Source organism: Streptomyces sp. NPDC090106, from assembly GCF_044747265.1.
In the GTDB taxonomy this organism is placed as follows: domain Bacteria; phylum Actinomycetota; class Actinomycetes; order Streptomycetales; family Streptomycetaceae; genus Streptomyces.
This window is the reverse complement of the sequence record NZ_JBIVDS010000003.1, coordinates 682,922-705,881: the sequence shown is the minus strand read 5'-3', so window position 1 is coordinate 705,881 and position 22,960 is coordinate 682,922. Positions and strand designations below refer to the sequence as shown.

19 protein-coding genes and 2 pseudogenes are annotated in these 22,960 nt (G+C 70.4%); 6 read left to right on the top strand and 15 right to left on the bottom strand.

Annotated elements, in window-relative coordinates:
* Positions 1-34: 34 nt before the first annotated feature.
* On the bottom strand, positions 35-1,261 hold the full coding sequence (locus ACIPSE_RS13055; protein WP_401661398.1) for a hypothetical protein: 1,227 nt from the start codon (positions 1,259-1,261) through the stop codon (positions 35-37).
* Complete coding sequence (locus ACIPSE_RS13050; protein ID WP_401661395.1) at positions 1,245-1,946, bottom strand: hypothetical protein; 702 nt, start codon at positions 1,944-1,946, stop codon at positions 1,245-1,247. The genes ACIPSE_RS13055 and ACIPSE_RS13050 overlap by 17 nt, the downstream gene beginning before the upstream one ends.
* 112 nt (positions 1,947-2,058) lie before the next feature.
* On the opposite strand from ACIPSE_RS13050, the gene ACIPSE_RS13045 reads away from it, so the two are divergent.
* Entirely contained in the window at positions 2,059-2,880 is an 822-nt protein-coding gene (locus ACIPSE_RS13045) for a response regulator transcription factor (RefSeq protein WP_401661393.1), read from the top strand.
* A gap of 49 nt (positions 2,881-2,929) precedes the next feature.
* Positions 2,930-4,744: a sensor histidine kinase gene (locus ACIPSE_RS13040; protein WP_401661390.1), complete on the top strand. Its 1,815-nt coding sequence runs from the start codon at positions 2,930-2,932 to the stop codon at positions 4,742-4,744.
* Between the two features lie 285 nt (positions 4,745-5,029).
* On the opposite strand, the gene ACIPSE_RS13035 is transcribed toward ACIPSE_RS13040, so the two are convergent.
* Both ACIPSE_RS13035 and ACIPSE_RS13030 read right to left on the bottom strand, forming a co-directional pair.
* Positions 5,030-5,716, bottom strand: coding sequence for a response regulator (locus ACIPSE_RS13035; RefSeq protein ID WP_401661387.1), 687 nt, complete (start codon positions 5,714-5,716; stop codon positions 5,030-5,032).
* The gene (locus tag ACIPSE_RS13030; protein WP_401661384.1) at positions 5,704-6,885 is read right to left on the bottom strand and encodes a sensor histidine kinase; all 1,182 of its coding nucleotides are present in this window, start codon (positions 6,883-6,885) and stop codon (positions 5,704-5,706) included. Before ACIPSE_RS13030 ends, ACIPSE_RS13035 begins: the two co-directional genes overlap by 13 nt.
* A gap of 169 nt (positions 6,886-7,054) precedes the next feature.
* Here ACIPSE_RS13030 and ACIPSE_RS13025 point away from each other — a divergent pair, with 169 nt between their 5' ends.
* Entirely contained in the window at positions 7,055-7,321 is a 267-nt protein-coding gene (locus ACIPSE_RS13025; protein ID WP_401661381.1) for a hypothetical protein, read from the top strand.
* A gap of 23 nt (positions 7,322-7,344) precedes the next feature.
* The gene (locus ACIPSE_RS13020; RefSeq protein WP_401661378.1) at positions 7,345-8,097 is read left to right on the top strand and encodes a polysaccharide deacetylase family protein; all 753 of its coding nucleotides are present in this window, start codon (positions 7,345-7,347) and stop codon (positions 8,095-8,097) included.
* 179 nt (positions 8,098-8,276) lie between these two features.
* Here the strand turns inward: ACIPSE_RS13020 and ACIPSE_RS13015 are convergent, their stop codons facing one another.
* Together ACIPSE_RS13015 and ACIPSE_RS13010 are read right to left on the bottom strand one after the other, a co-directional pair.
* Positions 8,277-8,711 carry a hypothetical protein gene (locus ACIPSE_RS13015; protein WP_401661375.1) on the bottom strand — a complete coding sequence of 145 codons (435 nt, stop codon included), beginning with the start codon at positions 8,709-8,711 and terminating at the stop codon, positions 8,277-8,279.
* A gap of 63 nt (positions 8,712-8,774) precedes the next feature.
* Positions 8,775-8,930 carry a hypothetical protein gene (locus ACIPSE_RS13010; RefSeq protein WP_401661372.1) on the bottom strand — a complete coding sequence of 52 codons (156 nt, stop codon included), beginning with the start codon at positions 8,928-8,930 and terminating at the stop codon, positions 8,775-8,777.
* A gap of 398 nt (positions 8,931-9,328) precedes the next feature.
* On the opposite strand from ACIPSE_RS13010, the gene ACIPSE_RS13005 reads away from it, so the two are divergent.
* A complete protein-coding gene (locus ACIPSE_RS13005; RefSeq protein WP_401661370.1) occupies positions 9,329-10,084 on the top strand; it encodes a lysophospholipid acyltransferase family protein in 756 nt (251 codons plus the stop codon).
* Here the strand turns inward: ACIPSE_RS13005 and ACIPSE_RS13000 are convergent.
* The 3 genes and pseudogenes from ACIPSE_RS13000 to ACIPSE_RS12990 all read right to left on the bottom strand — a co-directional run.
* A complete protein-coding gene (locus ACIPSE_RS13000; protein WP_401661367.1) occupies positions 10,048-10,737 on the bottom strand; it encodes an O-methyltransferase in 690 nt (229 codons plus the stop codon). The two genes, ACIPSE_RS13005 and ACIPSE_RS13000, sit on opposite strands and share 37 nt — an antisense overlap.
* Before the next feature lie 167 nt (positions 10,738-10,904).
* A pseudogene (locus tag ACIPSE_RS12995) lies at positions 10,905-12,063 on the bottom strand (enolase C-terminal domain-like protein); the annotation flags it as partial.
* 71 nt (positions 12,064-12,134) lie between these two features.
* Positions 12,135-12,269: pseudogene (locus ACIPSE_RS12990) on the bottom strand (gluconate permease); the annotation flags it as partial.
* 11 nt (positions 12,270-12,280) lie between these two features.
* On the opposite strand from ACIPSE_RS12990, the gene ACIPSE_RS12985 reads away from it, so the two are divergent.
* Positions 12,281-12,520 (top strand): hypothetical protein, encoded by a 240-nt coding sequence (locus ACIPSE_RS12985; RefSeq protein ID WP_401661365.1) that lies wholly within the window; start codon positions 12,281-12,283, stop codon positions 12,518-12,520.
* Positions 12,521-12,592: 72 nt separating this feature from the next.
* Here the strand turns inward: ACIPSE_RS12985 and ACIPSE_RS12980 are convergent, their stop codons facing one another.
* The 6 genes from ACIPSE_RS12980 to ACIPSE_RS12955 form a co-directional block, all read right to left on the bottom strand.
* A complete protein-coding gene (locus ACIPSE_RS12980; RefSeq protein WP_401661362.1) occupies positions 12,593-16,261 on the bottom strand; it encodes a LamG-like jellyroll fold domain-containing protein in 3,669 nt (1,222 codons plus the stop codon).
* Positions 16,262-16,370: 109 nt separating this feature from the next.
* Positions 16,371-18,101 carry an amylo-alpha-1,6-glucosidase gene (locus ACIPSE_RS12975; RefSeq protein WP_401661360.1) on the bottom strand — a complete coding sequence of 577 codons (1,731 nt, stop codon included), beginning with the start codon at positions 18,099-18,101 and terminating at the stop codon, positions 16,371-16,373.
* A gap of 83 nt (positions 18,102-18,184) precedes the next feature.
* The gene (locus tag ACIPSE_RS12970) at positions 18,185-19,015 is read right to left on the bottom strand and encodes a carbohydrate ABC transporter permease (RefSeq protein WP_401661357.1); all 831 of its coding nucleotides are present in this window, start codon (positions 19,013-19,015) and stop codon (positions 18,185-18,187) included.
* Positions 19,012-19,995 carry a carbohydrate ABC transporter permease gene (locus ACIPSE_RS12965; protein ID WP_401661354.1) on the bottom strand — a complete coding sequence of 328 codons (984 nt, stop codon included), beginning with the start codon at positions 19,993-19,995 and terminating at the stop codon, positions 19,012-19,014. The genes ACIPSE_RS12970 and ACIPSE_RS12965 overlap by 4 nt, the downstream gene beginning before the upstream one ends.
* Before the next feature lie 73 nt (positions 19,996-20,068).
* Entirely contained in the window at positions 20,069-21,325 is a 1,257-nt protein-coding gene (locus ACIPSE_RS12960) for an extracellular solute-binding protein (RefSeq protein ID WP_401661351.1), read from the bottom strand.
* A 115-nt stretch (positions 21,326-21,440) separates the two neighbouring features.
* Positions 21,441-22,457: a LacI family DNA-binding transcriptional regulator gene (locus ACIPSE_RS12955; RefSeq protein ID WP_401661349.1), complete on the bottom strand. Its 1,017-nt coding sequence runs from the start codon at positions 22,455-22,457 to the stop codon at positions 21,441-21,443.
* Positions 22,458-22,960 lie beyond the last annotated feature (503 nt).

The window sequence follows — 22,960 nt, the reverse complement described above, 5'->3', positions numbered from 1 at the left end:
GGGCTCTCGTCCCGCGGTGGGCGGTGGTGACTGCTCACGAGGCCGTCACCACTCTCTGCCCCTCCTTGATGCCACTGCCCGAGATCTCGACCTGGCCCTTGGCGAACAGGCCCGTCTCGACCGCGACGAGACGGCCGTCGGGGCGCTGGAGCGCGTAGCCGCCCTCCTGGAGGGCGAGGAGAGCGCCCACGGGGACGGTCAGGACGTCGTGGCGGGTCCGGGTCGTGAACGTCACCTGTACGGCGCCCGCGTCGAGTTTCCTGACCGAGGCGGTGTCCTGCGGGACCACGGTGACCTGGGCCGAGGGCGGGGCGCCCGGGCCGGCGGGGTCGTCGGCGTCGCTCTGGCCGCCCTGCACCGTCGTGGCGACCGCGGTCACCGTGCCGGTGGCCCGGGTGGTGTCGGGGAGGGTGAGGGAGACCTTGTCCTTCTTGTGGATGAGGGCCGCGTCGGCGGCGCCGACCGTCACCGTGACCGACTTGCGCAGCGAGGTCACCGTCAGGACGTCCTCGGCGACCGGGTCGCCGGGCTGGGCCTTGACCGCGCTGACGCGGACCGCCCCGGGCAGGACGACGGCGTCCCCCACCGAGAGCTTCCCGGTCTGTTCGCGGCCCGTGTCGCGCTGCCAACGTTCGAGGGCGTCGAGCAGGGACTGGGTGAGCCGGGTGCCGCCGAACTGCCGCGCGCCGCCGCTGGTGGAGCGGGGGACGTCGGCGCGCGGGCCGATGTCGTAGCCGAGAGCCTGGAGGTTGTCCGCGAGGACGGTCACGTCGGTGCCGCTGGCTCCTGCCTTGACGGCTGCCGCGTCGAGGGTGCGGAACACCGGGGTGTCGCCGATCAGGAGCGGCACCGGCTTGTCGTCCACCCAGTACAGGGGCTTGCCCCGGGTGACCGTCGAGCCGCTCGCCGGGACCCGGGTGATCAGGCCCTCGCCCGCGCCCCTGACGGTGGTGGCCGGGCCGTGGCCGAGGGTGCCCGACAACGTCGTACTGTCGGACAGGTCGGCGCGTTGGACGAGCGTGGTCCGCAGCGAGGGCGCGGTCGCGGGGCCGGGGTGGCGGGCGTCGCCGTGCCGCTTCAGCACGGTCCCGCCGTAGGCGGCGCCGACCACGGCGGCGCAGACGGCGACGGTGATCGCTATACGGCGCCCGGTCCGGGGGCGGACGTGTTCCGCGGGGCCGGTGGGGCGCCCGCGATCCTCCGCGGCGTCGTCCTCCCGGTCAGCGGAGCGTGCCGCGTGTCCGCTACTTGTCGTGGCCACCGAAGGCCTCCAGGCGGCAGTCGTTGTCGAGCTTGTCGTTGTAGGGGCCTGAGCCGTCGGTGGGGTAGTCGTCGTCGAAGGTCCAGCCGTCGGGGCTGCCGTCGGCGGCGAAGACCTCGTGGACCTTGACTCCCTTGTCCCGCAGGCAACCGACGTAGGCGCGGTAGTCGTCGGCGTAGTGCGGATTGGTCTCGGGGCGCTCCTCCACGGGCTGGAGCGGCATCTTGTACAGGCACGCGCGGTACTGCGCCTTGTACTGGTCCGCGACCTTCTGGTCCTGGACGGGCGGCGCCTGGTCACCCGCTGTCTCGACCCGCTGTTCGTTCATGGGGACGCCGTGCGCCTGGAGGCACGCCCAGTAGACGTCCCAGAGCCGGTCGGCCTCCTCAGCGGAGCTGTCCAGGCGCAGCACGGGACGCTTGGCCTCGACGGCGGCGTCGGCGGAACCAGGGCTCGCCGTCCTGGCCCCGACGCCCGGGGACGAGGTCTCGAGGGAGGCGACGTCGCCGTTCGACGCCTGCCTTTCCCCGTCCTTGTCACCCGCGCAGGCGGTGAGGGCGAGGCCCGCCGTCAGGAGAGCGGCACCCAGCACGGCGGCACGGGCGCGGCGTCCGGTCCGCGCGGCGGGCGCCGGGCTCACAGCCACGGGGACACCCGGGAGGAGCTGATCCTTCTCGTCGTTCATGGCCCGGAGCCTGACGGGAAAATGTCAGCAACCTGTCATGAGCTCATGGTGCTGTCGTGGTCCCGCTCCCGGAGCCGTCCCGGTACTCCGTGCGTGTTTCTAGACTCCCCCTATGTGTGCGTATGTGGTCGTGGCCGAGGACGACACCAAGCAGGCCGAGCTGATCCGCCGTTACCTGGAACACGAGAGTCACCGGGTGACCGTCGTCGGGAACGGCCGGGCCGCCCTGGACGAGATCCGGCGCGAACTGCCCGATCTGCTGATCCTGGACGTGATGATGCCGGGCCTGGACGGGCTCGGGGTCTGCCGGACCGTCCGCTCGGAGGCCACGCTGGAGGCGTTGCCGCTGCTGATGCTGACCGCGCGGGCGACGGAGGACGACCTGCTGCTCGGACTCGACCTGGGGGCCGACGACTATCTCACCAAGCCTTTCAGCCCACGTGAGTTGATGGCCCGCGTCCGCTCGCTGCTGCGGCGCGGCACCCGCTCCCGGCAGGGGCCCACCGCGGCGAGCGGCGCATCGGGCGGGGGGCTGCTGACCGCCGGTGCGGTGAGCGTCGATCCGGCGCGGCACGAGGTGCGGGTCCACGGAGCCGACATCACGTGCACACCGGGCGAGTTCGTGTTGCTGACGCTGCTCGCCGGCAGCCCGGGGCAGGTGTTCAGCAGATCGCAGATCCTGGAGCGGCTGCACGGCTTCGACCGATACGTCACCGCCCGGACGGTCGACGTCCATGTGATGAACCTGCGCAAGAAGATCGAGGACGACCCGCGCCGCCCGGCCCGCCTGGTGACGGTCTACGGAGTGGGTTACAAACTCACCGACGGCATACGTTCGTCGCCGTCGGCGGCAAGCGAGGGGATACGTCCCTCCTCCCCCACCGACGGCACACGTGTCTCCTTCCCCGGCGAAGGCCGTCGCGATGAAGCCTGAGGCAGCCGTGGCCCCGGGACCGGGACACAGGGACCCAGAGCCGGGACACGTGGTCCCGGCCCGGCGCAGTCTGCTGCTGCGGCTGCTGGCCCTGGCTGTCGTGGTCTCGGTGTGCTCGATCACGGCCACGGCCTGGGTGGTGGTGCGCCTGACGGCGGTGGCGATCCGTCAGGAGCAGGGGCGGGCCCTCGCCGAGGACGCGAAGACGTACGACGCGCTGGTCGGCTACGCGGCGGACCACCGCGACTGGGGTGGTGTGACGGTGATGGTGGCCGCGCTCAGCCGCTCCACGGGACACCGCATCGTCCTGCGGGACGGCGAGCGCACCCTCGCGGACTCCGCTCCGCTGCCCAGCACTCCCTTCGTGCCACCGCGTGAACCGACAGCCGTCATCGACCCGCTTGCCGTCGACCCGCAACTGCTGCCCGCCGACGCGCGTGACGGGAGTGTCGACCGCCGCGTGGTGGGCCCCTACCGGCTGTCGGCTGCGGAGCGGTCACGGCTGCGGACGAGCGCCCAGGACGTGGTGGCGTGTCTGCGGGAGGACCCGGCCGTCACCGCGCGGTCCGTGGTCGGTGCCGGCGGACGCCCCGCCCTGGAGACCTCGGCCCCGGCGTCCGCCGCCAACCGGTGCGGGGCCACGGCCCTTCAGGCCCCGATGCTCTCCGAACAACGGGCTCTTGACGCCCTCGACGCACTGGCGACGGACTGTCTGGCTCGACGCGGGTTCGCCGGGGTGACCGTACGCCTGGACGGGTCCTGGCAGCCGAACGGCTCCACGTCCCGCGCCTCCGGCCCGCCCGCTCCCGACAAGGATGCGCGGGACTGCGTCGCCGGAAGCCGCGTGGAGCAGCTGCGCCCGTACGTCGCTCCCGTCGCCCAGCTCTACGTCAGCGGCCCCGCGGACCGTACGGCGAGCACCTTTCTCGACCTCTCGGCGTCGAACAGGGCGCGGATCGCCTGGGCAGCGGCCCTGGTGCTGCTGGTGACGGTGACGGTGACAGCGCTCGCGGGCGTCCGGCTGGTCCGGCCGCTGCGCAGGCTCACGCTGGCCGCGCAGCGGATGGAGGCCGGAGACGTCTCGGCGCGGGTCGAGGTGACGGGCCGTGACGAGATCGCCCGGCTGTCGGCCGCCTTCAACTCCATGTCGCAGCGGCGCGAGCAGCTGGAGACGGCCCGCAAGGCGATGGTGAGCGATGTGGCGCACGAGCTGCGTACCCCGCTGAGCAACATCCGTGGCTGGCTGGAGGCGGTCGAGGACGGCATCGTCCAGGCGGACGAGAAGGTGGTGGCCTCGGTGCTGGAGGAAGCGCTGCTGCTCCAGCACCTCGTCGACGACCTGCGCGATCTGTCCGCGGCCGAGGCGGGCGAGCTGCGGCTCGCGAAGGAGCCGGTCGCGGTGGCCGACGTGCTGTCCCAGGCGGCCGAGGCGCACCGGCCCGGCGCCCGGGCCTCGGGGGTGCGGATAGAGGTGGCGGCGGACCCGGAGCACACGGTCGTCGCGGACCCGGTCCGGTTGCGCCAGGCGGTAGGCAACCTCGTGTCGAACGCGGTCAGACACACGGCCGAAGGCGGCACGGTCCGGTTGCGCGCGGTCGACGAGCAGGACGGTACGGCGGGCGCCGGGGCGGGGTGGGTGCGCATCGAAGTCGCCGACACCGGCTCCGGGATCGCCCCGGAGGACCTGCCGCATGTCTTCGACCGCTTCTGGCGGGCGGAGAGGTCCCGTTCCCGCCGGAGCGGCGGCAGCGGTCTCGGCCTGGCGATCGTGCGGCAACTGGTCGAAGCGCACGGCGGGACGGTTGAGGCGCAGAGCACCGTGGGGGTGGGTTCCACGTTCGTGTTGCGGTTTCCGCGGGGGTGACGCGTGCTCGCGGACGGCGAGGGCGTAGGAGACGTCCCTGACTCACGCGTCGGCTTCTCTGAGCGGCGGACGTCGATCTCGTGCACGGACTCTCCGAGCATCCGGGTCACGTCGTCGGCGAAGGCCAGGAAAGTCGGATGCAGGAGGTACTTGCCGATCTTGACCGACGTCTCGAGCGTCCTGTCGCCGCGGGCCGAGTCGGTGACGAGGGTGGCGGTCCAGCCCTCAGGAGAGGAGACCATGAGTCGGGGCTGAGCCGGTCCCGGGCCGGTGGCAGTCCCGGCTTCACGCCAGGCCCGCCCGATAGACCAGCAACGCGATCTGTACGCGGTTGTTGAGGTCGAGCTTGGTGAGGATGTGACTGACGTGTGCCTTCACGGTGGGCAGGCTCATGTGACAGTCGCCGGCGACCTCCGCGTTGGTTCTGCCCCGGGCCACGGCGAGGGCGACCTCGCGCTCCCGCTCTCCGAGCAGCCGGAGCCGTGCCTGGGCCACGGCTCGTGCGTCGTCGGGACCGGGATCCGTACCGTCCGTACCGTCCGTGAGGTCCGTGACGGCACTGATGAGCTGCTTGACCGCGTCTGGGGAGAGCACCGGTTCACCGGCCATCGTGTTCCGCACCGCGGCGACGATCTGCGCCGGCGGGGTGTGCTTGAGCAGGTATCCGGCTGCCCCGGCTCGCAGTGCGCCGAGGATGTACCCGTCGGTGGTGAAGGTCGTCAGGATGAGCACCTGGGGACCGTCGGGTCGTCGTCGCAGCGCCTTGGTGGCGGCCAGACCGTCCACGCGGGGCATCCGGATGTCCATGAGCACCAGGTCGGGGCGGAGCCGCTCGACCAAGGGCGGTACGTCGTCACCGTCCTCCGCTTCGCCCACGATCTCGATGTCGTCGGCCGCGTTGAACATCAGGCCGAGCCCGGCACGCACGAGAGGGTCGTCGTCGACGACGAGTACACGAATCACGGGGTCCATGGCAGCCAGACGTCGAGGTGGAAACCGGTGGCGGTGAGGCGGTGGCTCATATGTCCACCGGCGAGGTGCACACGTTCGTGCATGCCGATCAGTCCCTCACCCGATCCTTGCAGACGGGTGGCGTGCCCGGACTGGACAGGATTGGCGGCGACGATGCTGAGACCGGCTTCGGCGCCGCCCGAGAGGGCCAGGGAGACACGTGTGCCCGGCGCGTGTTTGCGATGGTTCGTGAAGGCTTCCTGGAGAACGCGGTACGCGGTGCGCCCGGTGGTGGTGTCCATCGTGGCGAGGTCGTCGAGGCTCTGCCGCACGTCGATCTCCGCTCCGGCGGCACGCGCCTCCTCGATCAGCCGGTTCGTGTCACGCAGAGTGGGCTGGGGCGAGGACGGCGTGTGCTCACTGACGACCGGCGCGCGCAGGACCCGCAGAACGCCCTGAAGATCCTCCAGCGCCTGCCCCGCGCTCTCCCGGATCACACCGGCGGCCTCGGCGACCCGTTCGGGAGGCGCCGTGGGATGGAACTCCAGAGCCCCGGCATGCATGCTCAGCAGCGTCAGCCGGTGCGCCAGTACGTCATGCATCTCACGGGCGATCTCCTCGCGGGCGTGCTGCCGTGCCTGGGCGGCCCGCAGGTCGGCCTCCCTCTCCGCGTGCAGGGCGCGCTCATGGGCACCCGCGGCGTAGAGCCCCCAGGCGACCGCGCCGGCGACCAGGGCCGCGGCCGAGACGATGGTCGTGAGATCCCCGGATCCGGCAGGCGGCAGCAGCGGCCGCACGAGAACCGGAAGCAGCGCGGCGCCGCCTGTCGCGGCGGCGGTTCCGGCACCGCGATGGCGGGCGACGGTGAACAGCATCACCAGCAGCGGCACGGCGACGGGCCAGCCGACGGACAGGACGACCATGGCGACGGCGAGCAGAACAGGCCGCCGGCGCCGCCAGTAGAGAGCCCCGCAGGCCAGCAGGGCGACGAACGCGTTTCGCGTGGCGGGCAGCCCCCAGGCGGGCAGTACCCGCTCCAGATGTCCGTTGCCGTGTGACAGCTGCGGGTAGACCGACAGGCCCTCGGACTGTGCCTTGAGCACCAGCAGGGTCAAGGCCGCGGCCCCCGCCGCCACGGCCGCGTCCGCGAGCCGCGGTTCCCGGTGCCACACCTGTCGTACGTCGATCACGCACGCCACCGTAAACGGCTCGCCTGCTCCGGCCAACTTCACGGGAGGCCCGGCGGCAATTCCTATACCAAAGTATAGGTCGCCCACGGATGACATCGTCCTTTCGATATCGAGAGAACGTTCTCCCGGCCGAATCGGCGCACCCGCAACGCTTCATAACGTTGCCGACATGAACCTGAGAGAAGCAGCAAGGAATTCCTCCGACAGCGGTATCGGTTTCGTCTTCGGAATGGTCGGACTCTGCGGGCTGGCGCTCGTCGCGTTCGCGGCCACGCAGATCGGCGAGCGCGTGTGGGCGCATCTCGAATTGCGACTGTGGACGGTGCCGGGCCTGGCACCCGCCCTCGTGCTGGTGGGAGGTGCACTGCTGATCGCCGGGGCGTACCACGGCCTCCTCCGTCGCTCTCCCGCCTCGTCCGTCGGGGCGGACCGGTGAGGACAGGCCGACGCACCCGCGCGATGCTGACCCTGGTGGCGGCCCTTTCCGTGGCCGCCACCGGCGGTTGCAGCACCCTCCATGGAGTGACGTCTCCTCGGAACGCCCGGGAGTCGGCGACCGCCTCGACAGCGGCCTCCGGACCGGTGGCGGGCACCACCGACGTGGATTGCTCCCGTGCCAAATGCGTCGCGCTCACCTTCGACGGCGGCCCGAGCGAACCCACTCCGAAATTGCTCGACGTCCTGCGCGAGAAGCAGGTCCATGCCACCTTTTTCGTGCAGGGAAAAGGCCACACGGACACCTATCCGGAAACGCTGTCCAGGATGGCGCGAGAAGGTCACGAGATAGGAAATCACACCTGGTCGCACAAAATACTGACGGAGCTTTCGGAGAAACAGATCCACGCGGAGCTCGATCCCGTCCAGAACGATGTGCTTCGCATCACTGGACGCACCCCGGTGCTGATGAGGCCACCACAGGGGCGTACGGACGACGAGGTCTCCGCGGTCATGAAGAAGATGGGGCTGGCACAGATCCTGTGGAGCGTCACGGCCAAGGACTACGCCACCAACGACACCGCGCTGATCATCGAGCGCGTGCTGGCACAGACCCGCCGTGACGGCATCATCCTGCTTCACGACCGCTACCGGGGCACGATCCCGGCAGTCCCGACGATCATCGACGCCTTGCGTGAACGCGGCTACACCATCGTGACGGTCTCGCAACTCCTCGCCCCGGCCAAGCCCGTTGCGGGGACGGTGTATCGACCGTGAGCTGGTCTCGCGCTTTGCGCGACCGCGGGTGCCGAGGCTTGATCAAATAGACGAGGAACGCGCCTGAGCTGAGGCGATGGGATCTGTCCAGGGTTCATGTCGACGACCGGCGACCACGTTCGGCGGCCCTCACCAATGACAGTGAGCCCGTGCCGGCTCGGAGGTCCACGACTCGGCGATCACCTCGCATCATCGCCGCTGCATGTCGCTGCGGCCTTCGTCTCGGGCGTCCGCAGGACGTAACCCATGCCGTAGTCGTCCGCATCGGCGTCCATACCGACGTCGTAGTCAGCGTCCTGGTTCTGCTCAAGCGCTGTGTCGGTGCGCAGCCACGGCACGCCGTCGCGGTCGATGAACGCCAGGTGTGACACCCATACGGCGTCGGGCTCAGGCAGGTGTGTGAGGTGCTTTTGCCACCCGGGCAGGAGGTGGGTCCCGGCGTAGAACTTGTCGTACTGCCTCTCGTCGATGTACAGCCAGTGGCGGGAGTCGAGGACCATATCGGAGCAGGGCGGCAGGTACGGGATGCGCTCGTTGTAGGACACAAAGAGGTCACTGTAGACAGCGGTCCTCAGACCGACCGGCGCTCCGAAGGTCACGTCGACAGTGGTCACCGGGTCCGAGGAACTGTTGACCAAGTGAAGGCGGAGGTGGCCGTCGGCCGGTTCCTCCACCCACTAGAAGACCCGCATGGCCTGGCTGCGCGCCGAGTGCTTGGCGTCCTCGCGTGACTGATCAAGCTGATCATTGGTCACTGCTGCTTGATAGTACGTTGCCGCACCGGTGAAGATCAGACCGACGAGACCCACCAGTGCGCCCAGCACCGCGCCCACATGGGTCCATTTGATCCGGGACCACCAAGACGGAGGCTCCGGTGGCTCGGGCTCAGGACGCGGGGCTCGTTCGCGGGCTCGGACGCGATCAGGGCTCGGACGCCGCCTGGCCAACCTCAGTCTTGTTCGTCGTGCCGTTCCCCGCTCCCGCACAACCCCTCCCGCCCGTCCTTGACCACAAGGACGGGAATGCCCATGGACACCGCGGATCATCCGTATCCACGGGTGCCGACGTGTCCTGGTCCAGGCGGAGACATGGGGTGCCTCAAGTGGCCGGGGTCGGAGGCGGGTCTCCCCCGCTGGGTACGGGAGCGGACGAAGGTGAGTAGGAACGCTCAGGCCGGGACGGATACCGCCGACGACGATGAACTCCTTCGTCGTCGTGATCGGGAGTCCGTATGCTCAGCCGTCTCGCCACCGCCCTGCTGCCCGCCTGCGGCCGGCTGACCGTCACCGCGGACGCCGCAGCCGAGCTGGCGCCGGGCAGCATCATCGCCGCCAATCACACCTCGCTCGCCGATCCCGCCGTCGTCCTCGCGGCACTGCACCGCCTCGGCGTCCAGCCGGTCGTCATGGCCGCCGCAGGCCTGTGGCGCGTCCCGCTGCTGAGCCGCGCGCTCACCCGGGAGGGACATATCCCGGTCCACCGGCACGACAAGCGGGCCGCCCGCTGTCTCGACCTCGCCGCTGCCGCCGTCGAGCGCGGCCGGCTGGTCCTGATCTACGGCGAGGGCGGCATCCCCACCCGCACGGATGCCGGAGAAGCCCCACCCGCAGCGTTCCGTACCGGACTCGCGCGACTGGCCGGACTGACCGGCGCACCCGTCGTCCCCGTCGGCCAGGCGGGCGCCCGCCGCATCACCTCGGGAAGCACCGCCAAGCAGCTCGCCGGGCTGGCCACCGCCCCACTGCGCCGACCAGCCCTCCACGTACACGTAGGAGCGCCCATCCGGCTGCACGGCGACAGCGGCGCGCAGACCTCGCAGGCGCACTGGGCCGTGACCGCGGCCTGGCGGACGGCGGCGAGCCACCTCGGGGAACCCAGCGCACTCGCCTCTGCCGGGCTCCCGTGCGGCCCTGCGGCCGGCGGGCCCGGACCAGCAAGCACCGTGGAGTGTCAGGTGCGGAGGGCCAGTTCGCCCTGCGGCTTGTAGGCGGAACCGCTCAGCAGGGGCAGATGCAGGTACCCGCTGCCGGGGGCCCGCACGTGGTCGAGGAACTCACGGTCCCGGTTCTCGTTGTAGACCAGGGCTCCGGGGCGCAGCTTCGGCTCGATCACCTGGAGCACTTCGAGGGAGACCTGTGGCGCCCACCCGTCCACGAGTGCGAAGTCGATCCCGTCCGGAATGCCGGTGAGGGTCTCCCGGGCGTCGCCCTCGAGGAACGTCACGTAGTCGGCGAGGCCGGCGCGGGAGAGGTTCTCCCGCGCGCGCTCGACCTTCTCCGGTACCAGTTCGGCGGTGTGCACCCGGCCTCCGCCGCCGTCCCGGACCGCCGCGGCGAGGAAGAGGGTGGAGAAGCCGAGGGAGGTGGCGAACTCGACCACGTGGCGGGCCTGTCCGTAGCGGACCAGCAGGTAGAGCTGGTCGCCCTGCTCGGGGCTGAGCGAGAAGCCGGTTCCGGCGTGATGGCTCGGGTCGGGGTGGTGGGCGTACTCGTCCCAGTTGATGCGACGCTCCTGCTCGTACAACTCGTCGAGTACCGCGAGGACGCGCTCGTCCCGGACGAGTTCGCTGTGGAACGGGGGCCGCTCGGCGCGGAGCGAGGCCGGCTGCGGGTCGGTGCCGGATCGAGGGGTCTCTGCCACTGAACTGCTCCTCATGATCGAAGTTAGCCCACCCTAACCTGACCTGGCCGGCGGTCCACCTGGCACTCCGGCCGGACCGGGCGCATGACGGCCTCCTCTCCTCGCCCCCCTCCAGAGACAGGGCCCGAGCCCGATAGGTCGGCGGGCTCGGACTCGGGCTCAGGCGGTCACCTCACCAGACACGGGCGTCTGGCGTCGAACTCCCAGTCGGGGTCGAGGTAGTGCATAGTGACGGCGTCGTCGCGGGCGCCCAGTGCCTTCTTGCGGTAGAGGTCGTGGGCGGCGAGGAGCCGGTCCATGTCGAGGTCGACGCCGAGTCCGGGGGCGGACGGGACCGCGATCTCACCGTTGACGATGCGGGGTGGGGCGGTGGTGAGGCGTTCGAGGCCTTCCTGCCAGATCCAGTGTGTGTCCAGGGCGTTGTACTCGCCCGGAGCCGCGGCGCCGCAGTGGGTCACCATGGCCAGGGAGATGTCGACCGACTGGAGGGCCAGGGTGTGGGTCATCTGGCGCCAGTCGGTGGCGATCATGTTGGTGGCGGTGCGCAGACCGGTGGCACGGCGGAACTCGGCGAGGATCTCCCGTCCCGAGTAGCCGCCTTCGGCCCCGCAGGGGTCCTCGGCGTAGGCCAGGGTGTCGGTCAGCGGCCGGCAGAGGTCGATCGCCTCCCGGAGCGACCAGGCTCCGTTGGGATCGAGGGTGATCCGGGCCTCCGGGAAGCGGCTCTTGAGCGCGCGGACGGCCCGCGCCTCCTCGGCGCCCTTCCAGGACTCCGCCCTTGAGCTTGAAGTCCCGGAAGCCGTACCGGTCACAGGCCGCCTCGGCCTGCCGGACGATCGCCTGCGGAGTGAGGGCCTCCTCGTGACGGATCCGGTGCCGGTCCACCGGGGAGTCCGGTTCGCGGACGTAGTCGAGATCGGTGCGGTCGGGGTCGCCGACGCAGAAGAGGTAGCCCAGCACCCGTACCGCGTCGCGCTGTTGACCGTCCCCCAGCGGCGCCGCGACCGGGACCTCCAGTTGCTGCCCCAGCAGATCCAGCAGAGCCGACTCGACCGCGGCGACCGTGTGGACGGTGGTGCGCGGATCGAAGGTCTGGGCACCGCGTCCGCCCGCGTCGCGGTCGGCGAAGCGGGCGCCCATCTCGCGCAGGACGCGCTTGTAGTCGCCCACCTCGGCGCCGACGACGAGCGGTTCGGCGTCCCGCAAGGTCTGGGTGATCTTCTCGCCGCCGGGCACCTCACCCAGTCCGGTGCGCCCCTCGGAGTCGGTGAGGACGATGACGTTGCGGGTGAAGTAGGGGCCGTGGGCGCCTGAGAGGTTCAGTTCCGATGGTCATCGGGGGCCTTTCTGCGGATCGTGTGCGGGCACGGTGTGACCGGGTTCGAGGTGCGCGGGGTTCAGAGGGTGAGGACGTCGAGGATCTCCTCGACCGCCGGGACGCCGCCCAGGCCGAGGACGGCGAGCACGGTCGTATAGCTGGTGCGGACCTTAATGGCTTCGATGACGGAGAGGTTGAAGTACTCCTTGAACAGCACTCCTGGCCGTGCTCGCGGCAGCGGGATGCCCGCAGGACGAGGACGGCATCGCCGCGCGCCACAGGACGCTGGAGGACTCAGGTCTCCCCCATGTGACCGCAGCCGCCGCGCGTCTCGCGCGGTTCGACCGTGACGCGCAGTACGCGTACACCGTCCAGGCCGCCACGTCGCTGGTACTGGACCAGGTCAGGGCCTCGACGGCGGACACCGGCGAGCGCGAAGGCGCCCCGGACGGCCGCGGCGCGTAGGGCGGTCCCCGTGGGCACGTCGTACCCGCGCGGAGGGCGCCGCTTCTCGGGCGCCCTCCGCGGCCGGTCGGCTCAGTCGGTCGCGTAGGCGGTCACGGCGACGGAGTCGATCCCGGGGGCGTACCTGGACCGCAGCAGGAGGTCCGGCCACCGGTCCGAGATGTAGGTCGTGCCGTCGAAGTCGGGGAGTTCCTCGGAGGCGAAGCGGATGGTGTTGTCGCCCTTCTTCAGCGTGACGGGGAGGGTGAGTTCCCAGAAGTTGTTGGCGCTCAGGCTGCACGGGAACCAGGTCCGCCGCGGGCTCTGCCCGTTGACCGAGATGTCGGCGTGCCGGGCGAGCGGGTCCGGGTTGTAGTGGGAGGCGGGCGACTGCTCACCGTTGGCGTAGCGGACGGTGAGGGCGTAGGTGCCGCTCCTGTTCACCCTGACGCCGTCGAAGGTGAGCGTGTTGCCGTTGCCCGGGGTTCCGCCGATGCCCGTGACGGCCTTGCCCCCGGTGGCCAGCGAGAAGTCCTCGACCGCGGCGGCCCCCGCCGTGACGGCGTCCTCGGCCTGGTAGACGGTGGTCCGCAGGCGCTGGGCGGCGGGCAGGACACGGAGGCGGTCGAGGGTGACCGTACCGGACCGTCCCGTGACGGTGATCTTGTTGACGCCGCCGTTCAGGAAGACCTCCTGGCCGCCTCCGCGGCCGTGGTCCCCACCGATCTTCTGCCCGTTGACGGTCAGGGTGCCGCGGCCGTGGCCCAGGGTGTCGACGGCGAGGGTGGCCGGCGCGTCCTTGGCCGCGTGGACCCAGAACGTGGCGCTCTGGCCCTTGCGCAGGTCGACGGTGCCGGACCCGGAGACGTGCTTGCGGCTGTAGTCGGCCCTTGGGTTGCCGGCCAGGTCGGCGTTCTCGGCCTCGTGGACCGTGCCGTGGGCTGCCGGATCGGGCAGCGAGAGGGTGATCTTGTCGATCAGGGCGTTGCCCTTGGTGTGACGGGAGCCGTCCAGGCTGTCGGCCGCCAGTGACAGGGTGTGCCTTCCCTTGGTGAGGTGCACGGTGGTGGCGGTCCTGCCCCACACCACGTACTTGTAGCCCAGTGGGAGCCGCAGTTCCTGCTCGTCCCCGCCGTCGACGTTCAGGAACACGTTGGTCGGACCGGAGTTCTTCACCTCGTCCAGGGTGTTGAGGGAGTTGGCGAAGACGGACAGGTCGTAGGTGCCGGTCTCGGGTACGTCGACGGCGAAGCCGAGCGTGAGATCCGATCCCGTGCGCAGTCCGCCGATGGCGTATCCGCCCGAGGTGAAGGTGCCGTAGGTGTTCGACGGTGAGCCTTCCGGGCCCTGTTCGGTGTATCCGCTGCCGGTGTGCGCGGCCTTCTCGGCCTCGTAGGAGCCTGCCCACCGTGTGGTCGGCGGGGTGCTGGTGGAGGCGTTGGCGCCGGGCGTCAGGATGATCTCGTAGGCGGACTCCTCCTTCAGCGCGGGCAGCCGGGATCCGAAGCCGAGGGTGACCGTGCCGTCCTGGACGCGCAGTTGGGCCTCGCCGATGACGGACGGCTGGCTGGAGTCGCCGAGTTGGCCGCTCCAGGGGATCTCCCGGACGAGGGCGTGCACCGTGCCGCCGAAGACGCCGGGGTCGACGTTGTCGAAGACGGCGCTGGTCCTGCCGTCCTGGCCGCCCATGATGAGCTTGGCCTGTTTCCTGGGCCTGTCGAGCGTGGCGACGCCCTGGAGGGTGTAACCGGCGTTGGGCCGCGGAGGGGTGACCCGTACGGTGTCGCCGGTCATGTGGCCGTAGGAGTTGAGGAGCCACCACTGTCCGTTGCCCCGGTTGGACTCGACGGTCGAGTCGGACAGGTTGCCGTCGATGTTCCAGTAGGCGAGGTCGGCGTCGACCTTCGAGTCCTCGATCGCGGAGATCCACTGGATCATCTGGCCGGGCACGGAGGTGTGGTAGTTGTTCGCGTACTCGGTGAGGTTGACCGGGAGTTGCCTGCCGTCGTAGGCGGTGCCGGTGAAGGCGCGCCTCTCGGTCGCGCGGTACTTGGCGACGTTGCTGCGGATGGTTCCGGGGCTGTCGAGCTCGTGCCAGGTGACGACGTCGGGCACGGTCTTCGCGGCGGCCGTGTGCCGGAGGAACTTCTCGTAGGCGGTGTCGTACAGGGCCCCGGAGTTGGGGCCCGCGATGCGCGCCTCGGGCAGCAGGGACTTGATGGTGGCGTGGATGTCGTCCCACGCCGCGTAGAACTGGGCAGGGTCGTCGAGCCAGTTGACCTTGTAGAAGCTTTCGGCGTTGTCCGCGCTGCCGAACATGTTCCCTTCGGGCTCGTTGAACGGGACGAAGACGACATGCCCGTGATACTCGCTGTCGAGACTCGCCGCCTGCTCGACCTGCGTGATGATCCTGCTCTTGAAGTCGGCGAGCTTCTCGTCGCCGGTCTCACCGGGCACCTGGTACGGGAAGCCGCGGTAGATGTCGGTCATGTAGACGTAGGTGTCGCCGCCGGAGGAGTCGGCGACAGCCCGGGTGACGTCCATCGCGTCGGCGCCGGGATGCTGGGGACCGTCCTGCGCCTTGGTGGCAACGGTACGCAGGTTGACCCCGTCGACGAGGTTGCTGGAGGGGACCTGCGGGCCGTAGACGCCGTACAGGGTGCCGGACGCTCCGCCCATGAAGGCGCCGGTGGCGGCGCCGAGGTCCACGTGGATCTCGGCCCTGGCCACCGTGACCGTGGCCGTCACCGGTGCGTTGTCCGCGTCCTCGACGTGTCCGGTCACGGTGACCGTGCCGGCCTTCTCCCAGACGCCGAGGTCGGGCTCGTCCCAGGTGACCGGCAGCGGGCGGGTGATGCCGTCGGAGAAGGATCCGTCGATGGTGGCGGGGAGTTGCGGTATCTGGCCGGCGACGGTGTCGAGGGCGAAGGACGTCCTGTCGAGCCGGGTGAGGGCAGGCACTCCGTCGCCGACGAGGGCCCGGACGGCGTCCCGGCCGAGGGCGGTGTCGTACACCCGGAAGTCGTCGATGCGGCCCGCGTAGAAGGGGTGGCCGCCCCAGAACGCCTTGCCGAGGAAGCCGGAGGTGTCGTTGCCGTCCGCGTGCATCGTGGCGGCGAGGTCGATGGGGGCCGCCTTGCTGCCGATGCCGACGCCGTTGAGATAGGTGGTGATGGTCCGGCCGTCGAGGACGGTGGTGATGTTGACCCATTGACCGGTGGGCAGGGCGGCGCTGCCGGAGACACCTGTCTCGGCGTTGCCCGTGGTGGGTTTGACCGACGCGCGGAGCTTGTGGTCGTCGGCGAAGGACGGGGTGAAGAAGGTGGCCCTGGAGGCGTCCTTGCCGAGGTTGTACAGCCACTGGAAGTCGGCGCCGCCGTCCCATGTCGCCCAGGTGGAGACGGTCATCGCCGAGGCGTCCTTGAACAGCCCGTTGGGGATGGTGACATAGGGAGCGGTGCCGGAGGCGGCGGGTCCGCCGGGCAGGCTGAGGGCCCGGTCGCCGTCGGTGCGGCCCCGGGTGAAGGCGGCCTGATCGGGGTGGACGAGGGTGCCGTCGAGGTGGCGGTCCGAGAGGTCCTCGACGGTGCTGCCGGAGACGGTGGGTTCCTCGAAGTCGTAGTGGAGGACGAGGCTGTCGTCGGGGTCGGCCGCGGCGGCGGGAGCGGGAGCGGCGGCCGGCAGGGCCAGGAGTGCCGCGATGGCGGTGGCGGCGGCGATCGTGCGGGGTGGGTTCGTCCGTGGTGCCGTTCTCTTGCGCAAGGCGGCTCACCTTTTCTGTGGAGTCGGATGCTGCCGTGCTGTGCCAGTGGTGCGTGACGGTGTCCGCCGTCCGTGGACGTGTGGGGCGGACACCGTCGTCGGGGCCCCGTCAGCGGGCGGGGTGCGCGGTGCCGCGGCGCAGGTGCGCGCGGGCCAGGAGGAGGTAGCCGCTCGCGGTCCAGGTGTAGGCGCGGTCGCGCTGTCCCTGGCCGGTGAGGGCGTCGAAGTTCTCGGCGAAGCCGTGGGTCTCGCACAGCAGCCGGAAGCGGGCGCTGACCTCGTCGGCGAGTTCCCGGTGGCCGGCGCGGCGCAGCCCGTCCTCGATCAGGACCGTGCTGGGGGCCCAGATGGGACCGCGCCAGTAGCCGTCGGCCTCGTAGTACGGGGAGTCGGGATGCTCGGTGGCGAGGCCGTGCGGCGTCAGATGGGTGCTGATGCGATCGGCGAGGCGGTCGGCGATCTCCTGCGGGAGCCGCTCGCCCAGGACGATCGGCATGAGGTCCAGCAGGCTGTCGCTGGGCGCGGCGGCCTCCTCGTCGCCGGCCGGACGGCTGCGGAACCGTTCGCCGTCCCACAGGCCGGTGAGCAGGGCGTCGAGGATCTCGGCGGCGTCCTTGGCGTGCCGTTCCGATTCCTCGGGACGGTCCAGGAGGGCGGCCAGTGCGCTGAGTTCGTCGAGTTGCAGCACGAGGAACGCGGAGAGGTCGGCGCTGACCCGGACGCGGCGGGTGAGGAACGTGGTGGCGTTGTCCCAGCCGCTGTCGTTGCCGTGGTGGTAGTGCGGGAGCGTGGCGCCGGGGGCTCGGCGGGTCGTGAGCCAGAAGTCGGTCCAGCGGGTGAGCCGGTCGTAGAGGTTGGTGAGCTCCTCGGCGGTGAGGTCGATGTGGGGGCGCAGCTTGCTCAGCGCCCAGCCGTGGATGGGCGGCTTGACGTAGTTGTAGAGGATCTCGGAGTGGGTGACGGAGTCGGGGAGCGCCCCGCTGTCGTCCTGGTGGTCGAAGGGGATGAGGAACTGGTCGAGGGCGAGGCGGGGGTCGCCCTCGGCGAGAGCCAGTGCGTTGAAGCAGTGGTCCCAGCTCCAGAGCTTGTTCATCCAGTGTTTCGACATCAGCACGGCCGGGCGGGTCAGATAGCCGGCCGGATCCACGGTCGCGGACCACAGGACGTATCCGGCGAGCTCGGCCGCGGGGGTCCCCGGGGTCGCCCAGGGCAGGTGGCGGTCGGCGTAGGCGGTGAAGTCGGCGCGCGCCTTGGCGGCCGTGTCCGTCCAGTTCGTGGGCGGACGGTAGGGCGGGCGGGCGGCGTGCAGTTCCTCCAGGGCCACCTCCCACGTCGTCCCGGGGTCGGTGGGCGTCAGGGTGAGGTGCCGGTCGGCGCGGCCGAGGGCCTCCGCTCCCACGACGTCGGCGCGTCCGGAGAGGACGGTGACGCGGTAGCGGCGGCCGGTCTCGTACGACGTGAAGACGTGGGAGCCGTCGAGGGGGTCGGATATCAGGTAGGTGCCGGTGAAGGGGGTCAGTTCGGGTTCGGCGGCGCCGATGCGCAGGCTCAGGCCGTGGCCGCGCAGGCGCAGGACGTCGGCCTGCTGGAAGACCGCTTCCACGCTGCCCTCGGTGTGTTCCATGGCCAGCGTGCCGAACGTCGCGTGGAGCCTCACCTCGGCGGGGGTGTCGCCGGTGAAGGGCCGCAGGGCGAGCACCGGGTGCATCCCGCCGACGTGGGAGATGAGGTGGACGGTGTCGCCGGTGCGGTGCTGGGCCACCACGGGTGACAGGGACAGCCAGGATCCCTGGGTGCTGAAGGGGATGTCGGACAGGGCGAAGCTGGGCCCGTGGGGCATGGGGGTCTCTTTCGGCGATGGTCCGGGAGGGGACGGCGTGCCCGGGTCGTCGGGCAGGGCGGTGTACGCGGGGCGCGGGCGGGCTACTTCACGGCTCCTGCCGTCACTCCCGCGGCGACATAGCGCTGGGCGAGGACGAGGAGCACCGTGGCCGGGACGGAGGCGACGACGGCGGTGGCCATGATCGCGTTCCATTCCTGGTTGTTGTTGCCGATGTAGCGGTAGATGCCGAGCGTGATCGGCTGGAGGCTGCTCCCGCCGGCGAGGGTGCTGGCGAAGACGAAGTCGGACCAGGACCACAGGAAGCTGAACAGGGAGACGGTGACGACGGAGTTGCGGCTCAGCGGCAGGACGATGGCGCCGAAGACCCGCCCGATGTGGGCGCCGTCGACCTTCGCGGCGTCGATGAGTTCGTCGGGGATGCCCCGCATGAACGCGGTGAAGATCATGACGCCGAAGGGGACGGACAGGGTCGAGTCCGCGATGATCAGGCCCCACCAGGCGTTCAGCAGACCGACTTTGAGGTAGACGGCGTAGAAGCCCATGGCCATGACGATGCCGGGGATCATCTGGGCGACGACCAGGACGAAGGAGAGGGTGCCGCCGCCGCGGGGAGCGAGTTTGGACAGGGCGAAGGCGGCGGGGGCGGAGACGGCGACGGTCAGCAGGACCGTGCCGATGCCGATCAGGAAGCTCGTTCCCAGGTAGGGCAGTTGGTCGTGGAGTACCGCGCTGTAGCCCTCGAAGGTCAGGTGCAGGGGGACGAGGCTCGGATCGTCCTTGCGCATGGCGTTCTGCGGGGTGAGCGAGACGTTGACCATCCAGTAGACCGGGAAGAGCATCACGGCGGTCAGGACGACGCCGACGCCGGTGTGCAGGCGGCTCCGGGAGCGGCGTGGGGTGGTGCGGTTCATGCCGTCTGCCTCCGTTGGATGTGGATGTGCAGCAGGCCGAAGGCGAGCGCGATGAGGATGAGCAGGTTTCCGACGGCGGCGCCCGGGCCGAAGTGCGGGAGCATGGAGCCGAATCCGAGCTGATACGACCAGGTCGACAGGGTCGTGGACGAGGTGCCGGGCCCGCCCTTGGTCATGATCCAGATGAGGTCGAAGACCTTGAGGGTGTAGACGAACCCGAGGAGCACGGTGATGGCGGAGACCTGGCGCAGCATGGGGAAGGTGATGCGGCGGAAGGTCTGCCAGGGGCCCGCTCCGTCGAGGGCGGCGGCCTCGTACACCTCGGCGGGGATGTTCTGCAGGCCGCTGTGGAGGACCACGAGGTTGAACGGGATGCCGATCCAGATGTTGGCGATCATCACGGCGACGAGGGACCAGTGCGGGGAGGTCAGCCAGTCCAGCCGGGGCAGGCCGGCCGCCGCCAGGAAGTGGTTGACGATCCCGGAGTCGCTGTTGAGCATCCACGCCCAGGTGGACGAGGAGACGATCAGCGGAAGCAGCCACGGCACCAGGAACAGGGCGCGCAGTGTCGCGGACAGTCTGAATCCGCGGTTGAAGAAGAGGGCCAGTCCGAGGCCGCACAGGTACTGCACCACGATCGAACCGACGGTGAAGATCAGGGTGTTGCGCAGGGCGGGGGCGAAGGTGGGGTCGTCGAGGACGGCCCGGTAGTTGGCCCAGCCGGCGAAGGGGGCATCGCCTTGCACGAAGGAGGCGACGGTGTAGTCCTTGAGACTGAGCTCGATGTTCCGGTACAGCGGATAGAGGTAGAAGAGCGCCAGGTACACGAGCAGCGGCGCGAGGAAGGCCGACGCGGTGAGGCGGGTCCGTCGCCGTGCGCCGCGGGGGTCGGCCGCGGGGGCCGTGCGGGCAGCGGTCGCGCCGGAGGGTCGCGGTCGCCGGTCGGGCCGGGACGGGATGGCTGTCTGGGCGAGGGGCATCGGTTCTCCTAGCCGCCCCTTGCGGTGCCGCGGTCGGGCAGCGGTACGGCAAGGGGATCGGCGGTCGCAGTGGTCAGTTGCCCGTCTTGGCGGCTGCCGCTTCCTGGGCCATGTCCAGGGCGTCCTTGGGTGACTGCGCGCCGGACAGGGCGGCCTGGACGGCCGTCCACAACTGCTCGGAGATCACCGGGTAGTCGGTGCCGAGGCCGTCGCTCGTCCGGCCCCTGGCGGCGGCGACCGCCTCCACCCAGGGCTTCAACGCCTCGTCCTGGGCGACCTGTCGGGTCTGGACCGCCGTCACCGGGGCCACGTAGGAGAGGGTGGTGTCGGTCTTGAGCAGATTGTCGTTCGCGGTGAGGCAGTCGGCGATCTTCGCGGACACCGTGTAGCGGGCGGCGTCCTTCTGGACGGGCACGGTGAGCAGTTCGCCGCCGGTGGGCGCGGGCGCGTTGCCGCCGTTCTTGCCCGGGATGGTGACGACACCGACGTCGAAGCCGGTCTTCTCGGCGTTGGCCAGCTGCCAGGTGCCGTTCTCGGCGAACGCGAAGTCGCCGGAGGCGAACTCCTGCCAGGAGGTGGTCTGGGTGTTGTTGATGACCGAGTTGGGGGCGTAGCCCGCGTCGAGCCATGTCTTCCACAGCGTCAGCGCGTCGACGGCCTGCGGGGAGTCGAGCTTGTTCAGGTCGCCTCCTGCTCCCCAGAACCACGGCAGGAACTGGAAGGTTCCTTCCTCGGTCTTGATGCCGGAGAAGGTGATGCCCTTCTTGCCGGACTTCTCGACCTTGGACAGGGCGGCGGTGAGGGTGTCCCAGTCGGTGATGTCGGCGGGGTCTACACCGGCCTTCTTGACGACGTCCGCGTTGTAGTAGAGGGCGAGCGTGTTGGCGCCGACCGGGACGCCGTAGTCCTTGTCCTTGACCGTTCCGGCCGCGACGAGGTTGTCCTGCATGCCCGTGGTGTCGAGGCCGGTGGTGGCGGTGTCGGCCAGCACGCCGCCTTCGGCGAGGGTGGACACGACCGGGTTGTCGAGCACGATCAGGTCCGGCGACTGGCCCTGCTGGGCCGCGAGGAGGGCCTTGTTGGCCACGTCGGAGGTGTCCATGGCCGTCCGCTCGACCTTCACTCCGGCCTGCTTGCCGCACTGGGTGACGACGTCCGCCCAGGGCGATGCCGCGTCGAACTGCGGGTAGGGGTCCCAGAAGGTGTACGTCCCGGACGCGGAGCCGGCCGTGCCGCCGCTGTCCGAACCGCCGCAGCCCGCGAGGGTGAGGGCCAGTCCTGTCGCGGCCAGTCCGGACAGGGTGCGGAGCCCTCGGTGGGTGTTCCTCATTGCTTGACCTCTTTGTCATGGGATTTCGGTGATGAGAGTCGAACCGGTTCGACAGCGGGGAGACGTGTCGAACCGGTTCGACTCCGGACTGTGGGACCCGGACCGGCGGAGCGGTTCAACCGGCGCGTTCGGCGGTGCTGCCCCGCTCGACCAGGGCGGGGGTGAGGAGCACGCTCGTGGCGGAGGCCCTCGGGTCGGTGATGCGGCGCAGCAGCAGCGACACCGCGTGCTGCCCCATCTCGGAGGCGGGGACGTCGGCCGCTGTGAGCGGCGGCACCACCCCCTCCGCCCAGCGCGCCGCGGCGATCCCCGTCACCGAGACCTCGTCGGGAATCCGCCGGCCGGCCGACCCGAGGGCGCGGTAGACGCCTTGCAGCGAGGCTTCGTTGAGCGTGACGACGCCGGTGACGGCGGGGTCGTCGGACAGGATCCGTTCGGTGCAGGCGATGCCTGAGGCGATGTCGTCGTCACACGCGTAGGCGCGACCGGTCAGGCCGCGTTCCCGTACGGCCGCCTCGAACCCCTCCGCGCCTCGATGGGCGTTGGTGTAGCCGCTGTCGATGAGCGACTGGGGCCGGTTGACCAGGGCCAGATGCTCGTGTCCGAGGTCGGCGAGGTGATGCACACAGGCGGCGGCGAGGGCACCGTGGTCGAGGTCGACCCAGTCGTGGCCGGAGGCCTTGGCGGTCCGGCCGATCGTGACGAAGGGGAAGTCCCGTTCCCGCAGGACCGCCACCCGGGGGTCGTCCAGACGGCTCTCCATCAGCAGCACGCCGTCGACCCGCCTCTCCTCGGCGAGGCGCACCAGCGCGTCCGTTCCGTTGCCGCCGGCCGCCGACACCAGGACGTCGTACTCCTCGCGCGCGGCCGCCTCCACGACACTTCCGAGGAAGCCCAACTGCATGTCGGTGTAGTGATGTCCGTTCCGGCTGGGCGGGAACACCAGGGCCAGGGTGTCGGTGCGCCCGTTGGCCAGCGCCCGCGCGCTCGCGTTGGGGCGGTAGCCCAGGTCCTCGATGACCGCCTCGATGCGGCGCCGGGTCTCCTCCGAGATCGACCGCTTGCCGCTGAGAGCGTAGGAGACCGTACTGCGGGACACACCCGCCGCGCGCGCAATCTCTCCGATGTTCACCGAGGCTCTCCAAGTCGAACCGGTTCGACGAAATCTCGAACTCTCAGGACGGGCAAGGCTTCTTGGGGAAGGACTATGGTTCACGACCGGTGTCGAACCGGTTCGTCGGAGAACTTAAGGCCCTTACCAGCCGAGCGTCAACGGTCCGTAACCTCGAAGTTTCAGCCGGGGACGGATAGTTGCGGTCCCAGCCCTCCGCTGGTCCTGGGCCCCTCCCCCATCGTGAGCACCGGACTGCCGCTCCTCCGGGCCGGTCGCTCCGCCCGAACCGGGAGGAGGGCGGCAGCTGTCGGGCGTCTCGTGAGGCCCGTCTTTCGGGCGGCAGCCCGGTGGCGCTCTCGTCGGCCGGCCGATCTCCACCTGCGACTCGCGCAGCGGCCTCTTGGCTTCACGGAAGCCACTGGTCAGAGCGGCGTAGGCCATGCCCGGCCGGGGGACGGCGGGATGCCCGTCGGCGAAGGGGTTGCGGTGGTGGGGTGCCGACCACGTCTCGACGCGGGCTT

What these genes read in the sequence shown, in the direction of transcription:
- ACIPSE_RS12965 (WP_401661354.1), bottom strand. Translation starts at nt 19,995, where the DNA reads ATGCCCCTCGCCCAGACAGCCATCCCGTCCCGGCCCGACCGGCGACCG.
- ACIPSE_RS13050 (WP_401661395.1), bottom strand. Translation starts at nt 1,946, where the DNA reads ATGAACGACGAGAAGGATCAGCTCCTCCCGGGTGTCCCCGTGGCTGTG.
- ACIPSE_RS12960 (WP_401661351.1), bottom strand. Translation starts at nt 21,325, where the DNA reads ATGAGGAACACCCACCGAGGGCTCCGCACCCTGTCCGGACTGGCCGCG.
- ACIPSE_RS13045 (WP_401661393.1), top strand. Translation starts at nt 2,059, where the DNA reads ATGTGTGCGTATGTGGTCGTGGCCGAGGACGACACCAAGCAGGCCGAG.
- ACIPSE_RS13005 (WP_401661370.1), top strand. Translation starts at nt 9,329, where the DNA reads ATGCTCAGCCGTCTCGCCACCGCCCTGCTGCCCGCCTGCGGCCGGCTG.
- ACIPSE_RS12970 (WP_401661357.1), bottom strand. Translation starts at nt 19,015, where the DNA reads ATGAACCGCACCACCCCACGCCGCTCCCGGAGCCGCCTGCACACCGGC.
- ACIPSE_RS12975 (WP_401661360.1), bottom strand. Translation starts at nt 18,101, where the DNA reads ATGCCCCACGGGCCCAGCTTCGCCCTGTCCGACATCCCCTTCAGCACC.
- ACIPSE_RS13020 (WP_401661378.1), top strand. Translation starts at nt 7,345, where the DNA reads ATGCTGACCCTGGTGGCGGCCCTTTCCGTGGCCGCCACCGGCGGTTGC.
- ACIPSE_RS13035 (WP_401661387.1), bottom strand. Translation starts at nt 5,716, where the DNA reads ATGGACCCCGTGATTCGTGTACTCGTCGTCGACGACGACCCTCTCGTG.
- ACIPSE_RS13025 (WP_401661381.1), top strand. Translation starts at nt 7,055, where the DNA reads ATGAACCTGAGAGAAGCAGCAAGGAATTCCTCCGACAGCGGTATCGGT.